The organism is Geobacillus thermoleovorans, from assembly GCF_001610955.1.
Classification (GTDB): domain Bacteria; phylum Bacillota; class Bacilli; order Bacillales; family Anoxybacillaceae; genus Geobacillus; species Geobacillus thermoleovorans.
Genome location: NZ_CP014335.1, coordinates 2,821,840 through 2,840,048 on the forward strand (window position 1 = coordinate 2,821,840; position 18,209 = coordinate 2,840,048).

At 54.7% G+C, this 18,209-nt stretch carries 19 protein-coding genes, 1 tRNA gene and 1 rRNA gene; 7 read left to right on the forward strand and 14 right to left on the reverse strand.

The genetic code is table 11. The features are described from left to right. Nucleotides 1–16: 16 nt before the first annotated feature. Nucleotides 17–1,573: ribosomal RNA gene (locus GT3570_RS14240) — 16S ribosomal RNA — on the reverse strand. A 483-nt stretch (nt 1,574–2,056) separates the two neighbouring features. Then, entirely contained in the window at nt 2,057–2,224 is a 168-nt protein-coding gene (locus tag GT3570_RS14245) for a hypothetical protein (RefSeq protein ID WP_231293748.1), read from the reverse strand. A gap of 89 nt (nt 2,225–2,313) precedes the next feature. Between GT3570_RS14245 and GT3570_RS14250 the strand changes: the two genes are divergently transcribed. Continuing rightward, nucleotides 2,314–3,132: a protein-glutamine gamma-glutamyltransferase gene (locus tag GT3570_RS14250; RefSeq protein WP_011232385.1), complete on the forward strand. Its 819-nt coding sequence runs from the start codon at nt 2,314–2,316 to the stop codon at nt 3,130–3,132. Here the strand turns inward: GT3570_RS14250 and GT3570_RS14255 are convergent. Continuing rightward, nucleotides 3,103–4,011: a DMT family transporter gene (locus GT3570_RS14255; RefSeq protein ID WP_021321918.1), complete on the reverse strand. Its 909-nt coding sequence runs from the start codon at nt 4,009–4,011 to the stop codon at nt 3,103–3,105. The genes GT3570_RS14250 and GT3570_RS14255 overlap by 30 nt on opposite strands. Nucleotides 4,012–4,137: 126 nt before the next feature. On the opposite strand from GT3570_RS14255, the gene GT3570_RS14260 reads away from it, so the two are divergent. Together GT3570_RS14260 and GT3570_RS14265 are read left to right on the forward strand one after the other, a co-directional pair. Further along, entirely contained in the window at nt 4,138–4,815 is a 678-nt protein-coding gene (locus tag GT3570_RS14260) for an MgtC/SapB family protein (RefSeq protein ID WP_011232387.1), read from the forward strand. Between the two features lie 72 nt (nt 4,816–4,887). After that, nucleotides 4,888–4,960 (forward strand) — tRNA-Ala (locus GT3570_RS14265). Between the two features lie 231 nt (nt 4,961–5,191). Here the strand turns inward: GT3570_RS14265 and GT3570_RS14270 are convergent. After that, nucleotides 5,192–6,493 (reverse strand): DnaD domain protein, encoded by a 1,302-nt coding sequence (locus tag GT3570_RS14270; protein ID WP_014196631.1) that lies wholly within the window; start codon nt 6,491–6,493, stop codon nt 5,192–5,194. A 237-nt stretch (nt 6,494–6,730) separates the two neighbouring features. Between GT3570_RS14270 and GT3570_RS14275 the strand changes: the two genes are divergently transcribed. Continuing rightward, nucleotides 6,731–7,612, forward strand: a complete 882-nt coding sequence (locus GT3570_RS14275) for a thermonuclease family protein (protein WP_013524499.1) — start codon at nt 6,731–6,733, stop codon at nt 7,610–7,612. A gap of 212 nt (nt 7,613–7,824) precedes the next feature. Here the strand turns inward: GT3570_RS14275 and GT3570_RS14280 are convergent, their stop codons facing one another. After that, nucleotides 7,825–8,076, reverse strand: a complete 252-nt coding sequence (locus GT3570_RS14280; RefSeq protein WP_011232390.1) for a hypothetical protein — start codon at nt 8,074–8,076, stop codon at nt 7,825–7,827. A 57-nt stretch (nt 8,077–8,133) separates the two neighbouring features. Next, complete coding sequence (locus tag GT3570_RS14285; RefSeq protein WP_015375705.1) at nt 8,134–8,634, reverse strand: GNAT family N-acetyltransferase; 501 nt, start codon at nt 8,632–8,634, stop codon at nt 8,134–8,136. A gap of 99 nt (nt 8,635–8,733) precedes the next feature. Between GT3570_RS14285 and GT3570_RS14290 the strand changes: the two genes are divergently transcribed. After that, a complete protein-coding gene (locus GT3570_RS14290) occupies nt 8,734–9,909 on the forward strand; it encodes an MFS transporter (protein ID WP_021321915.1) in 1,176 nt (391 codons plus the stop codon). Between the two features lie 262 nt (nt 9,910–10,171). Here GT3570_RS14290 and GT3570_RS14295 read toward each other — a convergent pair whose 3' ends face one another. Further along, nucleotides 10,172–10,360 carry an H-type small acid-soluble spore protein gene (locus GT3570_RS14295; protein WP_013144368.1) on the reverse strand — a complete coding sequence of 63 codons (189 nt, stop codon included), beginning with the start codon at nt 10,358–10,360 and terminating at the stop codon, nt 10,172–10,174. Between the two features lie 111 nt (nt 10,361–10,471). On the opposite strand from GT3570_RS14295, the gene GT3570_RS14300 reads away from it, so the two are divergent. Continuing rightward, the gene (locus GT3570_RS14300) at nt 10,472–11,467 is read left to right on the forward strand and encodes a potassium channel family protein (protein WP_025039315.1); all 996 of its coding nucleotides are present in this window, start codon (nt 10,472–10,474) and stop codon (nt 11,465–11,467) included. On the opposite strand, the gene GT3570_RS14305 is transcribed toward GT3570_RS14300, so the two are convergent. From GT3570_RS14305 to GT3570_RS14315, 3 genes are all read right to left on the reverse strand, one after another. Beyond that, nucleotides 11,464–11,868 carry a YugN-like family protein gene (locus GT3570_RS14305; protein WP_013144366.1) on the reverse strand — a complete coding sequence of 135 codons (405 nt, stop codon included), beginning with the start codon at nt 11,866–11,868 and terminating at the stop codon, nt 11,464–11,466. The two genes, GT3570_RS14300 and GT3570_RS14305, sit on opposite strands and share 4 nt — an antisense overlap. 277 nt (nt 11,869–12,145) lie before the next feature. Next, entirely contained in the window at nt 12,146–13,495 is a 1,350-nt protein-coding gene (locus tag GT3570_RS14310) for a glucose-6-phosphate isomerase (protein ID WP_014196638.1), read from the reverse strand. A 512-nt stretch (nt 13,496–14,007) separates the two neighbouring features. Next, on the reverse strand, nt 14,008–15,171 hold the full coding sequence (locus GT3570_RS14315) for an iron-containing alcohol dehydrogenase (protein ID WP_011232396.1): 1,164 nt from the start codon (nt 15,169–15,171) through the stop codon (nt 14,008–14,010). Between the two features lie 148 nt (nt 15,172–15,319). On the opposite strand from GT3570_RS14315, the gene GT3570_RS14320 reads away from it, so the two are divergent. Then, nucleotides 15,320–15,553, forward strand: coding sequence for a DUF378 domain-containing protein (locus tag GT3570_RS14320; protein ID WP_011232397.1), 234 nt, complete (start codon nt 15,320–15,322; stop codon nt 15,551–15,553). A gap of 103 nt (nt 15,554–15,656) precedes the next feature. Here the strand turns inward: GT3570_RS14320 and yugI are convergent, their stop codons facing one another. The 4 genes from yugI to GT3570_RS14340 all read right to left on the reverse strand — a co-directional run bounded on the left by yugI (nt 15,657) and on the right by GT3570_RS14340 (nt 18,115). Beyond that, a complete protein-coding gene (yugI, locus tag GT3570_RS14325) occupies nt 15,657–16,022 on the reverse strand; it encodes a S1 domain-containing post-transcriptional regulator GSP13 (RefSeq protein WP_011232398.1) in 366 nt (121 codons plus the stop codon). Nucleotides 16,023–16,127: 105 nt separating this feature from the next. Further along, nucleotides 16,128–17,300, reverse strand: a complete 1,173-nt coding sequence (locus tag GT3570_RS14330) for an aminotransferase (protein WP_015375710.1) — start codon at nt 17,298–17,300, stop codon at nt 16,128–16,130. Continuing rightward, nucleotides 17,297–17,797 (reverse strand): Lrp/AsnC family transcriptional regulator, encoded by a 501-nt coding sequence (locus GT3570_RS14335; RefSeq protein WP_015375711.1) that lies wholly within the window; start codon nt 17,795–17,797, stop codon nt 17,297–17,299. Before GT3570_RS14335 ends, GT3570_RS14330 begins: the two co-directional genes overlap by 4 nt. 54 nt (nt 17,798–17,851) lie before the next feature. After that, nucleotides 17,852–18,115 (reverse strand): DUF1871 family protein, encoded by a 264-nt coding sequence (locus GT3570_RS14340; protein ID WP_011232401.1) that lies wholly within the window; start codon nt 18,113–18,115, stop codon nt 17,852–17,854. Nucleotides 18,116–18,209 lie beyond the last annotated feature (94 nt).

The window sequence follows — 18,209 nt, forward strand, 5'->3', positions numbered from 1 at the left end:
TCGCTTTTCTCCTTAGAAAGGAGGTGATCCAGCCGCACCTTCCGGTACGGCTACCTTGTTACGACTTCACCCCAATCACTTGCCCCACCTTCGGCGGCTGGCTCCCGTAAGGGTTACCGCACCGACTTCGGGTGTTGCAAGCTCTCGTGGTGTGACGGGCGGTGTGTACAAGGCCCGGGAACGTATTCACCGCGGCATGCTGATCCGCGATTACTAGCGATTCCGGCTTCATGCAGGCGAGTTGCAGCCTGCAATCCGAACTGAGAGCGGCTTTTTGGGATTCGCTCCCCCTCGCGGGTTCGCAGCCCTTTGTACCGCCCATTGTAGCACGTGTGTAGCCCAGGTCATAAGGGGCATGATGATTTGACGTCATCCCCACCTTCCTCCGACTTGTCGCCGGCAGTCCCTCTAGAGTGCCCACCTTCGTGCTGGCAACTAGAGGCGAGGGTTGCGCTCGTTGCGGGACTTAACCCAACATCTCACGACACGAGCTGACGACAACCATGCACCACCTGTCACCCTGTCCCCCGAAGGGGGAACGCCCAATCTCTTGGGTTGTCAGGGGATGTCAAGACCTGGTAAGGTTCTTCGCGTTGCTTCGAATTAAACCACATGCTCCACCGCTTGTGCGGGCCCCCGTCAATTCCTTTGAGTTTCAGCCTTGCGGCCGTACTCCCCAGGCGGAGTGCTTATCGCGTTAGCTGCAGCACTAAAGGGTGTGACCCCTCTAACACTTAGCACTCATCGTTTACGGCGTGGACTACCAGGGTATCTAATCCTGTTTGCTCCCCACGCTTTCGCGCCTCAGCGTCAGTTGCAGGCCAGAGAGCCGCCTTCGCCACTGGTGTTCCTCCACATCTCTACGCATTTCACCGCTACACGTGGAATTCCGCTCTCCTCTCCTGCACTCAAGTCCCCCAGTTTCCAATGACCCTCCACGGTTGAGCCGTGGGCTTTCACATCAGACTTAAGGAACCGCCTGCGCGCGCTTTACGCCCAATAATTCCGGACAACGCTCGCCCCCTACGTATTACCGCGGCTGCTGGCACGTAGTTAGCCGGGGCTTCCTCGTGAGGTACCGTCACCGCGCCGCCCTCTTCGAACGGCGCTCCTTCGTCCCTCACAACAGAGCTTTACGACCCGAAGGCCTTCTTCGCTCACGCGGCGTCGCTCCGTCAGGCTTTCGCCCATTGCGGAAGATTCCCTACTGCTGCCTCCCGTAGGAGTCTGGGCCGTGTCTCAGTCCCAGTGTGGCCGGTCACCCTCTCAGGCCGGCTACGCATCGTCGCCTTGGTGAGCCGTTACCTCACCAACTAGCTAATGCGCCGCGGGCCCATCCGCAAGTGACAGCCAAAGGCCGCCTTTCAACCAAAGACCATGCGGTCTTCGGTGTTATCCGGTATTAGCTCCGGTTTCCCGGAGTTATCCCGGTCTTGCGGGCAGGTTGCCCACGTGTTACTCACCCGTCCGCCGCTGACCAAATCAGAGCAAGCTCCGATTTGGTCCGCTCGACTTGCATGTATTAGGCACGCCGCCAGCGTTCGTCCTGAGCCAGGATCAAACTCTCCAAAGAAAGTTGATTGGCTTTTCGGATTGTCCAGCTTCGGCCCGCCGCCGCTCGGGGTCAAATAACCTTCGCCTTCGGGATTGTAAATCCCTGCAGGCGAAGAACATTTGCCCATCGCGGCGACCCGCGGGCCTCAGCTTTTCGTTGCGCTTCGTTTCGTTCAGTTTTCAAGGAACAAGCTTTCGACTGTTTTGTCTCTCTCAAACAGCTCTTTTATGTTAGCATAACATCTTTTTGGATGTCAACTGCTTTTTTGCTTCGCATCGCTGTCAAACAACCTCTTTGATCAGCGACGTTTTCTAATATACCACCTTAACTCGAAAAAAGCAATACCTTTTTTAAAAAAATTTTAGGACGCGCTGATCCATCCCCGTTCCCTCTTCTCCATCCCACAGGAAAGCGTTCTTTTCCTAAAAAAGGGGAATGAACACCGGCGCGAGTGCATACATTTCTTCTATGGCATCGCTATATAGATGCGATTGGACGCCTTCACATCGACGGCTTTTGCAGAGCGACTGGATGGACTGTCAGGCGACCGAACAACGCCGCTTCCAGCCCCACGCCTGGGTCTGTGAAGCAGGTAGTCGTTCCGTCTTCCGCCACGCCAAGGTGCAGCGAAGAAGACGGCGGTTTGCCTCGGGCGGTCGAAATAGGCAAGCGACTTTTTTCGTCAAGGACGTGGAGAACTTTTCCGTTTTGCATCTATATCGTTGTTGCGATCCTTTCATCAAGGAGGCTTCTTCACTTTGATTCGCGTGTTATCACCAATCAACTTTGACGTTTCTAGTTCGTTTTCGCTTCCGGCCAGCGAACAACGAATCTTAGATGCCCTTGTTTCCTCGCCTAAGTTGTATACGTATGCAAATAAACACCAGCTTCGATTTGAAATCGCCTTGCGCGACCGCATTGTTCGGGCGGCGGGCGAGTTGGCGAAAAGCCGGGCGCGGTTTGCCATTTTCCGTTTTTCGCGCTGCAACAGCGATTTTTGGACGCGGGACGAGCGCGGCGGCTTCCGTCTTCGCCCAGATGTCACGGCTTCCGAAGCGATTCAGGACATTTTTGTCCATAGCGAGCGATACGCGTTTGAATGCGCGACCGCGATCGTCATCGTGTTTTACAAGGCCGTGCTTGACGTAATCGATCCAGCGGCATTCAACCGGCTGTTTGCGGATTTGCTGCTGTATGACTGGCATACCGACCGGGATCTTGGCATTCAAACAAAAAAAGATGAACACTTTCTCCCCGGAGATTGCCTCTATTTTAAAAACCCGGAATTCGATCCGTTGACGCCGCAATGGCAAGGGGAAAATGCCATTTACTTAGGCGACGGCTTCTTTTACGGGCATGGCATCGGCATTCAAACAAAGGAGGGCATCATCGCCGCGCTCAATCGAAAACGAAAGCGGGGAGCCACGAAATCCGCTTACCTGCTTCCCGATATCACGCAAGTCGATTTCGCTTATTTGTCCCAATTCGCCCGCGGCTTCGATGAATTCCGCCTGCCGATCCGCCGCTCTTCCTTTATCTTTGGAACGCTAGGGTCCGCTGCGTTCTTGCACCGTTAGCGGACCTTTTTCGTTTTTCTCCCACAAATACAGGGCGATTCCTGTTAAAATAAAAATACCGCCGATCCATTGAAACGGACGGATCGGTTCGCCAAACAGCCAGTAGGCCAAGGCGGAAGCGCCGATCGGTTCAAATAAAATCGCCATCGACACCGTCGAGGCGCTGACCCATTTGACCGCCCAGTTCATCACCGAATGGCCGAGCAGCGTTGGAATGACGGCGAGGGCGAGAAAACAAAGCCAATCCGTCAGCTGATACGCCGTCAGCGAAAGGCGAAACAGCATCGCGTACAGCCACAACACCGCCGCGCTGATGCTATAGACGATATAGGTATACGTCATCAATGACAACCGTTGTCGCACCTCTTGGCCGAACAGCCAATACGCCGTGACAAACGCGCACGCAAGCAGCGCCAATCCATCGCCGTACAGCGCTTCCCCGCTGACGCGGAAGTCTCCCCAGCTGATGAGGATGCTGCCGATAATGGCCAACACCGCGCTCCCGACCGCGCCGACGGTCAACCGTTCGCGGAAAAACAACGCGCCGCCTGCGAAGGCAAACAGCGGCTGCAGCGTCACAAGCACGACCGAACTGGCGACGGATGTATAGTCGAGCGATTCAAACCAAAGGATAAAATGAAAGGCAAGCAAAACCCCAGAACAAAGCGAAAACAGCCAATCGCGCCGGGAGACGCCTCGGAGTTCGCTTCGATGCCGGAGGAACAACGGCGTCATGATGGCGACGGCCAAAAAGAGCCGATAAAAGGCGATCACCGCGGACGGCGCCTGCGACCATTTGACGAAAATGGCCGATGTTGACACGGCAAGCGCACCGATGAATAGAGCGGCATAAGCCTTTGCTGTGCTTGGCGGCTTCATGTTTCTGCCAACTCACTTTCTACGAAAAGGAGTGTGCGCCCTGATCTACCACTTTCATGCGGAAGGGCGGACAAAAATGGTTCACGAACGTTTTCTTACATTATACCATGAACGAGGTGAGAAACGATGATGTTTGATCCGTTCCTCAAACTAGGGATTTCCGCCATTCTCGGGCTGATCATTGGGCTGGAACGGGAATTGAAGCGAAAACCGGTCGGTTTGAAAACGTGTCTTGTGATTTCCATTTCCAGCTGCTTGCTTACAATCGTTTCGATCGAATCGGCGTACGTCTTTCCGCTCAAAGACCATATTACGATGGACCCGCTTCGACTGGCGGCGCAAATTGTGTCCGGGGTCGGTTTTTTAGGAGCAGGCGTCATTTTGCGCCGCGGCAACGACAGCATCACCGGGCTGACGACCGCCGCGATCATTTGGGGGGCGGCAGGGATTGGAGTAGCGGTCGGCGCAGGCTTCTATTGGGAATCGGCGTTCGGCGTCGCGCTTCTCATTGTCAGTGTGGAACTCATTCCGTTTTTGATCAATTTTTTTGGACCAAAGCAGCTGCGCGAAAAAGAGGTGCTGTTGCAAATCACCGTGGCGGACGCCAAAAACATTACAAAGGTCATCGACCATTTAAAACAACAGGACATCAACATTAAAACGATGCGCATTAAAGACGTTGAAGAGAATGAACATTTGCTGAAACTAAGAGCCGTCATTGACCAAAAGCGCTCGACCGCCGAACTTTACTACGTCATCCGCTCCATTGACGATGTCGTGCACGTTGATATTGAAAGCGGGTGATCAAAAAAGGATTGCAATTGTCCGCATCCATATATATAATGGGACATGGACAGATCATCCATATCCTTTTTTGGGGCATTAGCTCAGTTGGGAGAGCGTCGTGCTGGCAGCGCGAAGGTCACCGGTTCGAGCCCGGTATGCTCCATTTGCCCAACCCTTGCCGTGCAAGGGTTTTTTATTTTTGTTTCGGGAGATGGCGATGAGCCATCCCCCTGTGAACAAATTCCCAAAAGAAGCCTCCCACCATCTAAACGTGAAGGGGCGCCAGCACCAGTGAACGACCTGACTGAACCTCAAATCGTGGGGCACACAAGAAATCGCTCGGTTCACGTCCCGTCATGAGATGAGACTCCTCGGACTCTTACGCCCTTCGGCTTCATCCGTCCGGGTTGGTTTTGTATTTTTTCAGACGTTCCTCCAACTCACGGCGCGCCTGCTCGATGTCAAAGTCGTCGTCTTCCGGCTGGCTGTAATCCATCTTCAGCCAATCCGGCACGATCTCGGTGCGGATCGGTTTCCGCATCGTTCTGCCGCCATCGGATGAAGGCGGGGCGGATCGTTGCTTCATCCGCTCTTTTCGAAACGCCAACCGCGCGGCGCGCACTTCGTCCACGGTGCGATACCCTTTTTCCGTCCAGTCGCGCAAAATCGTTTCCACGTACACCCACCGTTTGGCGCCGTTTTCCACCGCGATTTTCAATGCTTCCAACACCAATTCCTCGGACGCATCGTCCACCCATGCATTGATCTTTTCCCGCAAATAATCGCCGATCACGCCAAACCCGTTTTCCTCACAGAAGCGAACGATCTCCTTGTATGTGCGCACGCGCGCGTCTTCTTCGTCTTCTCTTTTGATCTCTGATGTCATCTCTGTTGTCGTCTCTGGTATTGGTCTTGTCAAATTGAGCACCTCGACCGCCCAGTTTGACCAGCTGGATGGTTCATTTTGCGCAAATGGACGGACTGTTTCGCCCATCGTCTGCTCATTTTGGCCGATCGAAACGCCATCGTAAACGGCCGAAATCTGATCTTGTTGAATCGTCGAAACGCTGCTTTGCCTCATCGACCCCCCATCTTCAGTGGGCAAAACCCTATTTTGAACCGTCAAAATGCCATCTTGAGCCGTCAACATCCCCCCTTGAACCACAGAAGCGCCGCCTTGAACGGCCGAGATGCCATCTTGCACAATCGAATCCCCATCGTGCGTCGTCAAACCCTCATCGTGAACGAACGAAACCCCGTTTTGAGTGAACGAAACCGCACCTTGAACGATCGAAACACCATTGTGCGCGGTCATCACGCCATCATCTGCCGCCTGCCCATGTTGTCCGTCCGACATTTCTGATATTTCTTTCGTTATTTCGGCCAGTTTGTCATAGTCGATCCGATACCATTTCGTTTTATCGATCTTGGAGCGGTTGAAATTCGCCGCGACGATGATCCCCATTTTTTCCAGTTTAAGAATGATCCGGCGAATCGTGCTTTCCGACCAGAACGGGAATTGTCGCTGCCAGTCTGCATACGTGTTGTACACCCACTTATAGCCGTCATGGACGTTTTCGCTTTTCTTGAGCCAATAATGCAGCTGCTGAACAACGATGCTTTCGTTCAACCCGATCGCCAAAGCGAGTTGCGGCAAAATGACCAACGGTTGATCATCGAAAAGCAAGTTGGACATGTCATCCTCTCCCCCTCAGACGAGATGTTTCCTCATCGTTCCACTTTTTTGATAAACTTTATCGTGAACGAACGCAAACCGCCTAACAGCGCGATAACGGCCATATTGGCTTGATTTTTCGCTGAAAAACGGAAAAAACCGGCATAACATGTGCGATCGTGTGCTGAAACCCATCCATTGCGGACATCCGGTTTTTGTTCAAGAGGAAGAAATGTTTTTCGAGTGGAGGGATCGTTTTTGAAACGAATGGTCATATTCTTGTTTTGTTTCCTGTTGATGTTCCCGATTTCCGCTTTTGCCCACCCTGGCGAGCTTGATGAGTTGGGCGGGCACTTCCGCGGCAGCGACTGCGTGTATTTGCTCCATGAGCCGACTGCGCTGGCGAAGCAGGCGAAAACGAAACAAGAGCTTGTCCAGCTTATTCAAACATACAACGGCAATGAACGATGCAAGCGGCATCTCACCCCAGAGCGAATCGACCTGGACGGCCATACACTGGGGAAGAAAGAAGATCGTTCTACGTTGCGCCTTGGCCGCACCTACCCGGCTGAATTGGTCGAGTGCATCGACGGCGATACGGCGAAATTCCGCGTCAACGGCCATGTATACACGACGAGGTTTTTGTTCATTGATACGCCGGAGAGCACGATCCAAGTCGAACCGTATGGGAAAGAAGCAAGCCGATTTACATGTTCCCGCTTGCATCAAGGGAACATTTTGCTTGAGACCGACGGAGACGCGCTGTTTGACAAATACCAGCGGCTGCTCGCCTGGGTGTGGGTCGGCAAGCGCCTGCTGCAAGAAGACCTCGCCAAAGCCGGACTTGTCGAAGACTTTTATGACTATGGCGATTACAAATACGAAGCGCGCGTCCGCAAGGCGTACGAGGAGGCGAAACGAACCGGAGCGGGCATGTACGGCAAGCACGCCGCTGGAGAGAGGGAGGGGGCAGGGACGGAAACGCGGCCGCAGACCGGGGAAAAGACGGCCAAGACCGTTCACCCGCCGGCTTTGGAGAACAAAACGCCGCTCGAACGATCCGGCCGTCCGGTTCTTTATACGCTGCTTGGCCTAGCGGCGGCCGCCGCGCTCTATTGGCTCATCCGCCGGTTGACATGATCAACGGCCGGTGATGGAACGAATATCAGGCTTTGCAACAATGTTTTTCAAATTGAAAAAACCTTGCAGCGCCGCAGTTTCATCCCTTGAGCTTTCTCACGAACGGATCGAGCGAATCCGTTGGGTTTCGCCGGCCTTCTGGGGAAAAGAAAAAGCCTGTCCCCAGCGGGCAGGCCTTTTCTTCAACGTTTTCACCTCGTTTTCTTTCTCCCTCATTGCCTCGGCAGCAGCTCTTCAATGCCGTCCGGGCCGCTTTCCATCCGCGCCGGCGACTCGCCGAGCCGCCGAAATCCGTATTTCTCAAGGCGCATGATTTGTTCGTCGGTCAAGTCTGCATATGCGACAACGGACGGCGTGCCAGACGATTTGTAAATCAAATTGCCGGTCACCGGGCATTGAAACGCGTCAGCGACAAATCCTTCCCCATCTTGGATCGTAAACAGCCGAATCGGCATGACGTTCATATCCTTCCCTCTTTCCGTTCATCCTCATTACTTATGACTTCCCCGCCTCCCCCCATTCTATACAAGCCGTTTGCCGACAATGACCAAATCGCGTTCCACGCCGTCCAATTCCGCCACGCGCGGAAAATATCCCCATCGTTCAAATCCGAAGCGGGAGAAAAGCCGCAAACTTGGTTCATTATGCGCAAAAATAAAGCCGAGCAGCGTCTTGATCCCAAGTTCGGGCGCCCGTTCGACCGCCCGCTCGAGCAGCTTCGTCCCAAGCCCCCGGCCGCGGTGCGTTTCGGCGATATAAATGCTTACCTCCGCCGTATGGCGGTACGCCGGGCGGCCGTAAAACGACTGAAAGCTGAGCCAGGCGCAAACCGCGCCGTCGTCCTCGACGACCCAAAGCGGACGATTGTGCGGGTCATGGGCCTCAAACCACGCCCGCCGGCTTTCGACCGACACCGGCTCCAAGTCCGCGGTCACCATCCGGCTTGGGATCGTTTCATTATAAATGCGGACGATGTGCGGCAAATCCGCCGCGGCCGCATCGCGGATCAAACATGATTCCATCTTTCCATCTCCCCTTTTGCAAACAGTCATTTTATTTCCATCAGTGAAAAAAGCGAGAGTATAATGATACATATGTACAAACAAAGAAAGGGGAAAGAGATGAAACGCCAGCTTGTCGTCTATCTTGTGTCGCTCGCCGCGTTTCTCGGCCCGTTTACGCAAACGATTTACACTCCTATTTTACCAGAAGTGCGGGAGGCGTTTGCGACTTCTTCGTTTTTGATCAACTTGACGATTTCCATTTTCACTTTCTTCCTGGCGATGATGCAAATCGTCTATGGCCCGCTCACCGACCGGAAAGGACGGAGGACGGTGCTGCTTGGCGGCATCGTCATCTACATCGCCGCTTCGCTCGGCTGTTTTTTCTCAACATCCATTTATGCGCTCTTGTTTTTCCGCGCCTTGCAAGCCGTTGGCATCGCAGCCGGGTCGGTCGTCGCCGCCACGGTCATCGGCGACTTGTTCACCGGCAAAGAGCGCGGGCGGGCGATGGGGACGTTTCAAATGATGGTCTCACTTGGCCCTGTCGTCGGGCCGATCGTCGGCGGCTTTTTGGCAGAGCATTTTCCATTTCGCACCGTCTTTTTGGCGCTTGTGGCCGTCGGCGGCTTAGTTGGTGCCGGCAATTTCCTGCTGCTGAAGGAAACGAAACCGGAAACGGCCGTTTCGTCCCCGTTTCGCCTCTCCGACTTCGCTTCAGTGCTCCGCCGCCGTGCCGGGTCGTCGATCGTTCTGCTTGGATTTGTTCAATATTACTCGCTGTATAATTTTCTCGTCTTTTTGCCCAGCATCTTGACGGATCGGTACGGTCTGTCGGCGCAGGAAAAAGGGACGGTGTACTTGGCGATGTCGTCCATGATCGTCATCGGCAGCTTCCTCGGCGGGCGCCTTCAAGGACGCTTCCCGGAGCGGCGCATCCTCTTGGCGGCATCGTACTTGACCGTGCTGTCCATTTTCTTTTTCTTGATCGCGGCCCAACGATCGCTTTCGCTGCTTGTTTTGGCCATCGCCTTGTTCGGCTTGTTTTTAGGCCTTTCGCTCCCAGTGCAGACGACCGTACTGACGAACGTTTTTCAAGCGAACCGCTCGACAGCGATCGGCGTGTACAACTTTTTCCGCTATATGGGCATGGCGTTCGGACCAATGATCGGCAGCGCGCTGTTTGCCGCTGGAGGGTATCATCTCGTCTACGGAATCGATGATATTCTCTTTTTCGCCTGCGCCTTGCTGTTGACGGTGCGCGTTGCCCGGACGCGCCGCCAATCCGCTGTCTGACAAAACGAAGCCGCTTGCCCGACATGTCGTTCGGCAAGCGGCGGATTTCCCCGTCTCTCGCTCCATCAACGTTTCATCCGATGTCTACGTCCTTGCACCGACTCCCTCTGATTGTCGTCTGAAAAGCCGTCTTGTTCACGAAACAGACGGCGAACAACAACCGTTTTCTTGCGGGCCGCCCGGACGCTTCATGCCGGAAAACGCCTTTACTCGAACCAAGCAACGCAAGAAGGCTCCCGCACTGTCAGCCGGCCTCCCCTTTTCACTCCCGCTCTTCCGTCAATTCCGAAACCGGCACATCCCGGCGCTCATGAAGCCGGCCATCGCGCAAATGGACGGTCGCCGTCTGTTTTTCTTCATCATACCCGTCAATCCATACCGACACGCCGTTGTAATATACCGGGATATCGGCAGGGGAAGAAACGATTTGTTTGACACGGTTCATATCCATGACCACTGTCCCCTTTCTGTGATGTTCCGTTTCCTAGTATGGGAAAAAACAGGAATGTTTATGCAAAAACGGCTCACACTAAAAAAGACAAAAGCAAAAGAGGGGTGGACGATGAGAACAAGGAACGTGCTGTTATCGTATTGGCGCTGGCCGCCCGTGCTTCGTCTGTTTGTCTCGGCAAGCGCGTTGATCGTGCTGTTTGGCGCGCTGATGCGCTTCATTGAACCAGAGACGTTCCGCACGGTGTTCGACGGCGTGTGGTGGGCGATCGTGACGTCGGCGACAATCGGCTACGGCGACATCGTCCCGAAAACGGCCGCCGGAAAACTCGCGGCCATTGGGCTTATCATCCTTGGCACCGGCATCCTCACCGCTTATTTCGCTTCCGTCTCCGCCGCGGCCGCCGCCCGGGAAACCGCCTTTACAAGCGGACAGCTCCGGTATACAGAGCGCGGCCATGCGGTGATCGTCGGCTGGAACGAGCGGGCGCGCGAGGTGCTGCTCCGCCTCGCGCGGCACGACGCCTCCATGCGCTTCGTTCTCATCGACGCCACTGTTCCGTCCCACCCGCTTCTGAACGCGCCGGTTCATTTCATTAAAGGAACGGCAAGCGACGATGCGGTGCTGGAGAAGGCCAATATTCAAGAAGCGCGTTTTTTGCTCATCACCGCCGATCCGCATAAAGCGGAAGCGGAAGCCGATAAAGATACGATTGTCACGCTGCTTGCCGCCAAAAGCCTCAACCCGTCGGTGTACGCCATCGTGGAAATCCTAACGGGCCGAAACGTCCAGAACGCCTTCCGCGCCGGGGCGGATGAGGTGATTCAGACAAACTTGCTGGCGAGTTTCGCCATGGCCGCCAGCCTTCGCTCGCCGGGCGCCGCCAGCGTGTGGGAGACGGCGCTTTACCGCCTGGACGGACAGACGCTCTGCCTTCTCGAGCCAGACGAACAGCAAATCGGCCAGCCATTCGCCGCCGTTCAACAGCAGCTGCTCAAGCAAAACGTGACGCTGCTTGGCGTCATCCATGGAGATCACGGAGCGATTTCCGTTGCACCGGACCGCCCGATTCAACAAAGCGACCGCCTGTTCGCGCTTGCCCCTTAATCGAGCAGGCGGCGCTCCAGTTCTTGGACAAGCGCCTTTCCGACGGAAATGTATCGCTCGGGTACGGTCGCATCCGGGTCTTGCGGCTCGGCAAACTGATTGAATGAGGCGCTGATGTTGCCGACATCGGCGAAATCATCGATGCCCCGTTGGTATTTATGCGCAAGCAAAAACGGCCGCCCAAGCTCCACCGTCGTTCCGTGCGAATCAAGCTGCCCGTCGACCGCCCGAAACGGCACGCGCAAAAACTGATAGCCCGCGTCATCGGCGATTTTGTAGTCGAAATAGCCGTGATCGTAGTCCCACCCGCCGCCGATTGTATATCCCATTGGTTTTAATTGCTCTTCCAAATGGTACAGTTGAAATTGTTTTCCTTCCAAACGCGATGGCATTTCAATCATGCACAATCCCTCCTTTCTTTTATCGTTTCCCGTTCGGCGGGGATTATTTGTCCGCGGCAGCTTCAGACGCTTGGCGAAAAACGGCAGGGAGCAATAAACCCTCGCCCGGGCGTTGTGCGGCCGAACGACCCGGTTCATGTATAACAAAACACCTCTTCCCCCGCAAAAGGGAAGAGGCGCTTTTTCCGTCGTTCCGTCCGCCATTTTGGGCGCGACTCGGGTCGAGCCGCGAGTCATCTCCCCCGAGAAAACAGCGGCTTGGCGATGGAACACGTTGTTATTTCAACCGTTTCTCCAGTTCTTCCTTCAACTGCTCATAGCCTGGTTTGCCGAGGAGGGCGAACATATTCTTTTTGTATGCTTCCACTCCCGGTTGGTCAAATGGATTCACCCCGAGCAAGTAGCCGCTCATGGCGCATGCTTTTTCAAAGAAGTAGACAAGGTAGCCGAACGTATATTCATCGAGCTTCGGCAACGTGATGACCAAGTTCGGCACGCCGCCGTCCGTATGGGCGAGCAGCGTCCCTTCGAACGCTTTTGTGTTGACGAAATCAACCGTTTTTCCCGCCAAATAGTTCAGCCCGTCGAGGTCGTTTTCTTCGGCTTCAATGATCAGCTCATGACGCGGTTCTTCCAGCTTCAACACTGTTTCAAACAAATCGCGGCGCCCTTCTTGAATGTATTGGCCGAGCGAATGCAAATCGGTCGAGAAATCAGCGGAAGCCGGGTAAATGCCTTTTTGATCCTTCCCTTCGCTTTCGCCGAACAGCTGCTTCCACCATTCGGCGAAATAGTGCAGCGCTGGTTCGTAGTTGACGAGCAGCTCGATCGTTTTCCCTTTGTTGTACAAAATGTTGCGGATGGCGGCGTATTGGTAAGCGGCGTTTTCCTCAAGCTCCGAGGAGCTGAAATCGTCACGCGCTTTGGCCGCTCCTTCCATCATGGCGTTAATGTCCGCGCCGCTTGCGGCAATCGGCAGCAACCCGACCGCCGTCAGCACCGAGTAGCGGCCGCCGATGTCATCCGGAATGACAAACGTCTCGTACCCTTCCTCATTGGCGAGCGTCCGAAGCGCGCCGCGCTTGCTGTCCGTCGTCGCGTAAATGCGGCGGCGCGCTTCCTCTTTGCCGTATTTCTCCTCAAGCAGCTTGCGGAAAATGCGGAAGGCGATCGCCGGCTCGGTCGTCGTCCCCGATTTGGAAATGACGTTGATCGAGAAGTCTTTCCCTTCCAAGAAATCGATGACGTCTTTCATATACGTCGAGCTGATGTTGTTGCCGACAAAAATGATTTGCGGCGTTTTCCGCTTTTCTTTTGGCAAGGCGTTGTAAAACGAATGGTGCAGCATCTCGATCGCCGCCCGCGCGCCAAGGTACGAGCCACCGATGCCGATGACGACAAGAACATCAGAGTCCGATTGGATTTTTTTCGCCGCCTCCTTGATGCGTGCGAATTCTTCTTTGTCATAGTCGACCGGCCAGTCAAGCCAGCCTAAAAAGTCGCTTCCAACACCGGTTTTTTCATGAAGCGAATGATGCGCGACTTTCACGGCATCGCGCAAGTATGTAAGCTCATGTTCGCCAAAAAAGACGAGCGCTTTGGAATAGTCAAAGCGAATGTGGGTCATCGATTTCCGCCTCCCCTTCAAGAATCATTGCCTTCTTTCACTTTAGCGGAATAAACAAGGGAAATCAAGCAGCCCACCTTTTTGGAAACGGATTCATTTTTTGCCATGTTCGCCGCGCCGATTTCCTTGCGTGACACCTGGAGGGATGGTGATGCAACGAAAAAGACAGCTTATCCCAATCATTTTTCAATTAGAGAAACCTTGTGAAGTTCGTCTTCTTTCCTGATGAAACGCCGCCGATTTGGGAACAAAACTCGTTTTTCACCAGCCTTCTAGGGGCTCAGGCTGCTCGCCTCAAGAAACGTAATCAACGTTGTGCTTTTTCCTCATTCGAGAACCATGGATTCGGGCGAGGCGGCTGTTTTTCGCGCCCTCCTCCCTTTCCGCCGTCCTGCGGGATTGGGAGCGCACCCAGGCAAACCAAGAAAATAGGAAAAGCGCCAGCTCAGGCAGATTCCGTCGCCGAGCCGGCGCCATCATCGATTGATTCGCGAAACCGCCGCATCGCCTCATTACAGGGAAGCGCGCAAAATGGCGAGCACATCATCGCGGTTCAATGTTTTGAAACGGCCGAACTCGCCAAACGCCATCGCTTTATCGGCCATCAGCTCCAAGTTTTCCTCGCCGATGCCATAGTCCGCAAGCCGCGACGGCGCCCCGAGGCTCGACCAGAACTCGCGCAGCCGCTCGATGCCTTCAAGCGCCACATCCCGCTCCGATTTGCCCGCCGGATCGACATCAAAGACGCGCACCGCGAGCTGGGCGAAACGGCTGACATTTTCATCGAGCACATGCTTCATCCAGTTCGGGAACAAAATCGCCAATCCCCCGGCGTGCGGGATGTCATACACGGCGGAAACGGCATGCTCAATATTGTGCGTCGCCCAGTCGCCGCGGACGCCCATTTGCAAGAAGCCGTTTAAGGCGATCGTGCCCGAGTACATGATCGTCTCGCGCAGCTCGTAGTTTTCCAAATCGTTGATCAGTTTGGGCGCCGTTTCGATCACGGTTTTCAACACCGCTTCACACATCCGGTCTTGCAATGGCGTGTTCGGCGTATGGTGGAAATATTGCTCAAACACATGCGACATCATATCGACAATGCCGTAAACCGTATGGTCTTTCGGAACGGTCATCGTATACGTCGGATCCAAAATCGAAAATTGCGGGAACGTAAACGGGCTGCCCCAGCCGTATTTTTCTTTCGTCTCCCAGTTTGTGATCACCGAACCAGAATTCATCTCCGACCCGGTCGCCGCCAGCGTCAAGACGACGCCAAACGGCAGGGCGCCGGTGACGGGCGCTTTTTTCGTGATAAACTCCCACGGATCGCCATCGAATTTCGCCCCGGCGGCGATCGCTTTCGTGCAGTCGATAACGCTGCCGCCGCCAACCGCCAGCAAAAATTCGACGCCTTCCCGCTTGCAAATGTCCACCCCTTTTCTTACGGTCGAGACGCGCGGGTTCGGTTCGACGCCTGGCAGTTCGATGACCTCGGCGCCAATATTCCCCAATATCTTCATGACTTCCTCATACAATCCGTTTCGTTTGATGCTGCCGCCGCCATACACGAGCAGCACTTTCTTGCCGTAGCGCGGCACTTCTTCTTTGAGCCGTTCGAGCTGCCCTTTTCCAAAAATCAGTTTCGTCGGGTTGCGGAAAATAAACTCTTGCATATGGATGCCCTCCTTTTCCTGAATCTATTATGGCAGCGCCTGCCACCGGTTGTAAAGCCAACTGCTTTGGCGGCAAACGATGCATATTTTTCACGACTGCGATTCATCCTATAAGTTGAAAAGAAATTTTCCAAAGGAGGCAAACAAGATGGGAGCATTGCAGCGCATTGCGCTATTGTTGACCATTATCGGCGCCATTAACTGGGGACTGATCGGCTTTTTCCAATTTGACTTAGTCGCCGCCATTTTCGGCGGCCAAGACTCCGTTTGGTCGCGCATCATCTACAGCTTGGTCGGCATCGCCGGCTTGATCAACTTGGCGCTTTTATTTAAACCGGCCGAAGAACTTGGGCGCACCGAGCCAAAGACATCGCGCACATAATGAAACACAAAGGGACACGCACCGCTTGGCGGTGGGTGTCTTCTTTTTGCGCCTCTCCCGGCCCAAAAGCGTCATGGACTCTCGCCGCTTGGCGGCAGGGTTCTTATGGTTTCGGTCCATCTTCTTTCTTGGACTGCTCAATCCATTCGCGCAGTTTTTCCTTCAACGGGCGAAACCCCGACTTGAGCGGCATTTTCATGCGCATATGGCGTTTTTCCTTTTCCTCGGCGGGTTCAAGCGCCTTTAGGGACAGGCTCGCCCTCCTCGCCTTTCGATCGACGTCCAACACCTTGACCGTCACTTCATCCCCGACATGGACGTAATCGCGCACATCTTTCACAAATTGATGGGAAATTTCAGAAATATGGATCAGCCCTTGCATGCCGTCCTCAAGCTGGACGAACGCGCCATACGGCTGAATGCCCGTCACCTTCCCTTTCACGATCGCTCCTCGTTTGATCGTTGACAAGCGAAACACTCCTATTGATGAATTTCGTCTATGTTTCTGTATTATAACATAGACCGACAGCAAACCCCAAAAAAAGATGTCCCGCCGACGGCGGAACATCCCCAGTTACAGGCGCGCCAAAAACCGTTTCATTCGCTTAATGGCTTCTTGCAGCTGTTCGAGCGATGAAGCGTATGAACAGCGGATATAGCCTTCCCCGCTTTGGCCGAAGACGTTGCCGGGGACGACCGCTACTTTTTCTTCGATGAGCAGCCGCTCAGCAAACTGCTCCGACGTCAAACCGGTCGGCTTGATGGACGGGAAGGCGTAAAACGCGCCGCCCGGCAAATGGCACGGCAGCCCGATTTCATTGAGCGAGGCGACGAAATAGTTGCGCCGCCGCCGGTAGCTGTTGCGCATCTCGGCGACATCGCGCTCTCCGCTGCGAAGCGCCTCAAGCGCCCCATATTGCGCCATCGTCGGCGCGCACATCATGGCATACTGATGGATTTTCAACATCGCCTGCAAAATCTCGTCAGGCGCTGCCGCAAACCCGAGCCGCCAACCGGTCATCGCAAACCCTTTGGAAAAACCGGAAATCAAAATCGTCCGCTCGCGCATGCCGCTAACAGCGGCCATGCTCGTGTACTCTCCTTCATACGTCAGCTCGGCGTAAATTTCATCGGCAATGACGAGCAAGTCATGCGCCTCAGCCAGACGGGCGATCGCTTCAAGCTCCGTGCGGCTCTGCACCGTTCCGGTCGGGTTGTTCGGCGAGCAGATGATGACCGCCTTCGTCCGCTCGGTGATCGCCCGTTCAAGGTGCACCGGATTGAGCTGAAACTTGTCTTCGCCAGACGTGCAAACGGCCACCGGTTTCCCGCCCGCGAGCACGACAAGCGGCTCGTAGGCGACAAAACTCGGTTCGACGATGATCACTTCATCGCCCGGGTTGATGATCGCCCTAAGCGCCAAGTCGATGGCCTGGCTCGCCCCGACCGTCACTAAAATTTCTGTCTCCGGACAGTAGTCGACATGAAACTTGCGGCGCAAATAAGCGGCGATTTCTTGGCGGAGCTCCAAGAGCCCGGCGTTGGCCGTATACGACGTATAGCCTTGCTCGAGCGACAAAATGCTCGCTTCGCGAATGCTCCAGGACGTGACAAAATCCGGCTCGCCGACGCCGAGCGAAATGACGCCGTCCATGCTGGAAGCAAGGTCGAAAAAGCGGCGGATGCCGGATGGCTTCAAGCCCGCAACCGTCTTGGACACGTACGTTTTTCTCGTTTGCGGCTTCATGGCGACACCACGATGCGGCGATCTTGATCTCCTTGGTCAAAGACGATGCCATCGTGTTTGTATTTTTTCAAAATGAAATGGGTCGTCGTTGAAATGACAGAATCGAGCGTCGACAGCTTCTCGGAAACAAATTGGGCGATTTCCGCCATCGAACGCCCTTCGATCACGACCGATAAGTCGTAGGCGCCGGACATTAAGTACACCGATTTCACTTCCGGGAATCGGTAAATGCGCTCCGCCACTTCGTCAAAGCCGACGCCGCGCTTCGGGGTCACCTTGACGTCGATCATCGCCGTCACCCCTTCGCGTCCGTCCGCCTTCCGCCAGTCAATGAGCGCCGTATATTGCACGATCACTTTCGCCTCTTCCAGCTTTCGAACCAATGCTTCCGTTTCCTCGACCGGCAAATCGATCATCTTCGCCAGCACATCGATCGGCGTTCGTGCGTCTTTTTCCAATATTTCGATAATTTCCAGCTCTTTTTCGCTCAATTTCACGCAGCATCCCTCCATTTCATCAGTCGGTTTCGCCAAGCCGGCTCCCTGTCGTCATCACGGGAGCGGACAGGACGCCGCTTGCTTTAATTCAAGCAGCCGGCGGGCGAGTTTTAGGCAGTCGGGAAAAGGAATCGGCTCGTCAAAGGCGAATTCATATATGGACTGAATGCGGGCGGCCAACGTGCGGGCGTCTTCCGTCTCATACACCGCCTGGAGCACGCTGGCCGCCTCGACGTCGTAGGCGTCTTTTCCAAGGCCAAACGGGTCCCAGGCGCCGATCCATTCAAGAAGAAGCCGATTCAACTGTCGTCCGTCCATGCCGCCGCCATCCACCTTTCTTGATGCTATGATATAACCCATTATAAGCCATCGATTCGAAAAAAAGAAGGGAGAAGATGCAACAATGTTTCCA